We start from the raw sequence: 3,982 nt of genomic DNA, 5'->3' as shown, positions 1-3,982 counted from the left end.
TTTTTTCTAATGTTTCAAAAGTAGGGTATCTTACACCTCTTTCGATATTAGAAATACTTTGTTTTTTTAATCCTATTTTTTGAGCTAATTCTTCTTGAGAATATCCATGTTCCTTTCTTAAGCGAGCAACGTTGTTTCCAAAATTTTCTATCATAATTATCACCTCTCTCAAAAGTTTACCCTTATATTTAATATAATTCAACCAAAATATATAAAATAGTTGTTTTATATACCTAAAAAAACTATTTGACATCTATGGATATATTTGTTAAAGTTTTCTTGTAATACTTTAAATGCTATTTTTAGTATTATTAATATGTTTTTGAGAGGGGGGTGGTAAAATGATTGAAGTTGAAAAAGCTTTATTAAGATGGGAGGATGAAAATTTTAACAAAGTGTATTTTATGGTAAAGGAAGCGATAGAAACTGCAAAAGGTGAACGAGATATTGTTAAACAAAAATATTGTGCAGAGCATTTCCAAATAAGCGTAAATACGTTGAAAGATTGGGTTTCATATGGGTGTCCAGAGATTCGTCTGGATTCTGGAATGGTTTTATATAGTAAGAAGGCAATCAGAGAATGGTTGTTACTGTATCAAAAATAAACATAGGTGGGGCGCATACAAGTTGCTAAACATAAAAAAAGCATTCTAACCGTGGTAGGGAAAGAATGCTCAAGTGCTAAATATGTTCTTTTACAAAAATGAGTATAGCATATTTGGCTAAGGTTTTCTATATAAACTAGGAGGTCAAATTTTGATGCTTGATGGGAAACAGGTACTCATAAGATTTATAGAAGCGAACCAATTAGATATAACGAATTATATCTATATTTTCACTGAATATAAAGGTGTACCGTATTATTCTTTTGTTAGTAAAGATAGTATTACGATGCTTGCTTGTGTAAGACAAAATCTTGTAAGTGTATGTAATATGAATACAAAAGAAATGAAGCATTATTTATTAAACCAAGAAACACAAATTTTCATGAAGGTATAAAATATTTTCTAAAGTACACTAATAAGAAGGGAAGTATGGATTATTACGAGTATAAAGCGGTCGTAGAAAAAGTTTCAGGATTAGGTAGTGTATCTACTTTAAAGCGTTGGAGAAAGCTCATAGAAGAGCATACAGATACTAAATTTGAAGTATCGAGAAAAAGGATTGGGAGAAAGAGTACAGCAAGGATATGTCTTTTCAGTGAGGACGATCTTTTAAAGCTCCAAAAAGTTGCAGATTTAAAAGATGAACTTGGTTTGACAAAGGCAATTTTGCAAGTGTTTTCAGTTGAGAAGCAAAAAAAGACTTTAGAAGTTGAACGAGAAATTGGGGCTTTAAAAGAATCAGTTCGGTTATTGATTAAAATATCTAAACATCATGATTTAGAAATTGAACAATTAAAGAAAGAAAACATGGAATTAAGAAAAAAAATAAACGCAAAGAAGAAGCGGAAGTTTTTTCAATAGAAATGCTGGCGACAAACCCTTAATTTTGAGCGACTGCCTCAGCAGAGTAGCTCAAAATTAAGGTAAGGTGCTGGCGACAAAATTTCTAAAATAGAAGGTAAGTAGGGTGTATAGTAACACCACCCTCTAGTATAGAGAAAAAACTTGTGTAAATACCGCCAATTCAACGTTTTGGTAGTGGAGTTTTTGGCAAAAACATCCCCAATTTTTTCTTGAGAAAAAGGTGCAAAAATGGCGACGCAAAATAAGCTACATGCGCTAATTGATTGGTTACAAATTCAAGTTTTAAATAAAAATGAGCTAAAAGAGGTCGTAGAGGATTTATTAGAAATGCGTTTTGATTATTTTGTGGAACGAAAGGGGAAATTGACTTATTACGATTACAATATGCTGATAGAGTACGCAAATATACGGATATACTACCGTTCGGAGAACGGAAAGGAAAGTGAAGACGGAGATTGCATGATTGTGGTTGATGGAACTGGAATGACTTTTCTTCGAGAACGTTTTTTACAGGAAAGGGAAATAGGATTAAAAGAGTTTTTGAATCAAGTTTTTTCTAAAGAACATTGGCGATTGAAGATAACTAGAGTTGATCCTGCGATTGACGATTTTAATGAAGTACCGTATTTCACCCCAAATCAACTAGTGAAAATATGTGAAAAAAAACAATTTTTTTATGGGAAAAGCACAACTTATGATGTGTATGGCCAAGAAAATAAAGAAAAAGGAATGACTCTTTATTTAAAGCCGCCTGGTGCAGATGACCGTATTAAAATTTATGATAAACAAGCAGAGCGAGCTAAGGCGCAGGGAGTTAGAAAGAAAGATATGCCCCCTTGGATACGCGTAGAGATTGTTTTTAGAAGAGAAAAAGCACAGAAGTTTGTAGAGTATTATTTATCAAGCGAAATAGAGCTAATAGACTTAATTAAAGGTTACTTAAAAGAAAAAGTAAAATTTTTTACAGATGCTCAAATGAGGCAACCACTACGAAAGTGGGAACGTTTCTTAGGAAAAACAGTTCCATTTTCGCTTACCACACCTAAAATGAATTCTGAATTAACTCAAAAATTCAACTGGTATTTTTATCAAGGGGCATACCCTGTATATCATGCCTATCTCTATTGCTTAAAAAATAAACTATTAAATGAACAAGAACTTGAAGAGTTTGAACGATTAATGACTATCCATGAGACACAAGAGATTTTTCCACCTCAATTAGCAAGTGAATTAATTAAGCGTGTAACGGAAAAAGGACGAACAGAATTAATACCTGAAATAAAGAAATTAACAAAAAGTTCAAAAGAAAATGAAGAGAAATGAGGAAAAAGAATGGCGAAGATGTTATCAGTAAGAGATTTTGATTTAGCAGCGATTGGCACCTTATTTGAAGTAGATGAAGTAATGCCAAAGTTTGCGACAGAAGAACGTAAGGACAGTTCGGGTACCATTATTTTAGACAATGAAGGGCGCCCTCGTAGATTTAGCACAGCGGAAATTGTCGGTTATAAATATTCTGTCACTATTCTAGATGGAAATTTTAGAAAGAAATCTACACAAGTAACAGTAGACGGACTAAAAGAAGTAATAACGAATGAAGAAATCAGAAAAAAAGACTCTGTAAAATGTCGTTTTTCTAATTTAACAGTTTCCATGTCAGGTAATCCAATGTATTATAAAGCAGACGATATTGTTCTTTTACCACAAGAAAATAAATAAAAATGTTAGAGCTGTGCAACGCAGCTCTTTTTATAAATTTCTTGGAAACGTATTGAGGAAGTTTTATACTTAAATGTATTGAATGTGAGTTAAATCATAAGGGAGTGCCATTAATGAAAATAAAAAGCATCAATAATTTTTATGATCGGAAATTTCAAATATTTTTTGATAATGAAGAAACTATTAGAGTAACGGAGCCAGAATATTTTGAGACATTAGTTATGTTGATAATAAAAATTTTGGATAATAATTTTTTATATGATACTACAGATAATAGTTTTGAATTCGATAATTGTATAAATTTTCTTTGTATAATTTACCAAAGCACAGTTTATGTAGAGAATATCCATAATAAGAAAGAAATCTACTTTACTGCTAGAGAAGAGGAAGGATATCCTAATTTAAGATTTTTTAATAAGACAATAAGAAAGAATTCTGAAATATTTTTTCCTGACTTCTATACATACTTCACTGGAGCATATTCTAATTTAAATGTCCTATATAGAGTGCTTAAAAATTTTGTAAGAAAATCAAATCTTGTTTTTGATAAATCGAAAAATGAGGTGATAAGTGAATTCCTTTTTATACGTAATAAATTATTAATACATCCTGAAGACAATTTAGCTTTAGCCGACTATTTTGATAATCCGATTATTGGAATGAATGAAATGGATTGGGCGAGATCTTTGAAGGAGGGAGAAGATGCTGGAACAATCTATCACTACTATCATAAAGGTTCTAAAAGGGAAATCGATTTAGCAAAGAAATTTTTAAATTATACTGAGGAAATTTTA

General features: G+C 31.2%; 7 protein-coding genes. 6 read left to right on the top strand and 1 reads right to left on the bottom strand.

Going from position 1 to position 3,982, the window contains the following annotated elements; translation table 11 throughout:
• A partial coding sequence (locus A5844_RS12005; protein WP_143353724.1) for a helix-turn-helix transcriptional regulator occupies nucleotides 1-154 on the bottom strand: 154 nt, incomplete at its 3' end.
• Between the two features lie 187 nt (nucleotides 155-341).
• Here A5844_RS12005 and A5844_RS12000 point away from each other — a divergent pair.
• The 6 genes from A5844_RS12000 to A5844_RS14345 all read left to right on the top strand — a co-directional run.
• Nucleotides 342-605 carry a hypothetical protein gene (locus A5844_RS12000; protein WP_086285421.1) on the top strand — a complete coding sequence of 88 codons (264 nt, stop codon included), beginning with the start codon at nucleotides 342-344 and terminating at the stop codon, nucleotides 603-605.
• Between the two features lie 151 nt (nucleotides 606-756).
• Complete coding sequence (locus A5844_RS11995; RefSeq protein ID WP_143353722.1) at nucleotides 757-999, top strand: hypothetical protein; 243 nt, start codon at nucleotides 757-759, stop codon at nucleotides 997-999.
• A gap of 35 nt (nucleotides 1,000-1,034) precedes the next feature.
• Nucleotides 1,035-1,466, top strand: coding sequence for a hypothetical protein (locus tag A5844_RS11990; RefSeq protein WP_086285419.1), 432 nt, complete (start codon nucleotides 1,035-1,037; stop codon nucleotides 1,464-1,466).
• 231 nt (nucleotides 1,467-1,697) lie between these two features.
• Nucleotides 1,698-2,792: a replication initiation factor domain-containing protein gene (locus tag A5844_RS11985; protein WP_086285418.1), complete on the top strand. Its 1,095-nt coding sequence runs from the start codon at nucleotides 1,698-1,700 to the stop codon at nucleotides 2,790-2,792.
• A 9-nt stretch (nucleotides 2,793-2,801) separates the two neighbouring features.
• On the top strand, nucleotides 2,802-3,188 hold the full coding sequence (locus A5844_RS11980; RefSeq protein ID WP_086285417.1) for a hypothetical protein: 387 nt from the start codon (nucleotides 2,802-2,804) through the stop codon (nucleotides 3,186-3,188).
• Nucleotides 3,189-3,301: 113 nt separating this feature from the next.
• Nucleotides 3,302-3,982: hypothetical protein (locus tag A5844_RS14345; protein WP_218776176.1), on the top strand; the 681-nt coding region annotated here is incomplete at its 3' end.

Source organism: Candidatus Enterococcus wittei, from assembly GCF_002140175.1.
GTDB classification, from domain to species: domain Bacteria; phylum Bacillota; class Bacilli; order Lactobacillales; family Enterococcaceae; genus Enterococcus_B; species Enterococcus_B wittei.
This window is presented reverse-complemented; position numbering and strand designations above follow the sequence as displayed.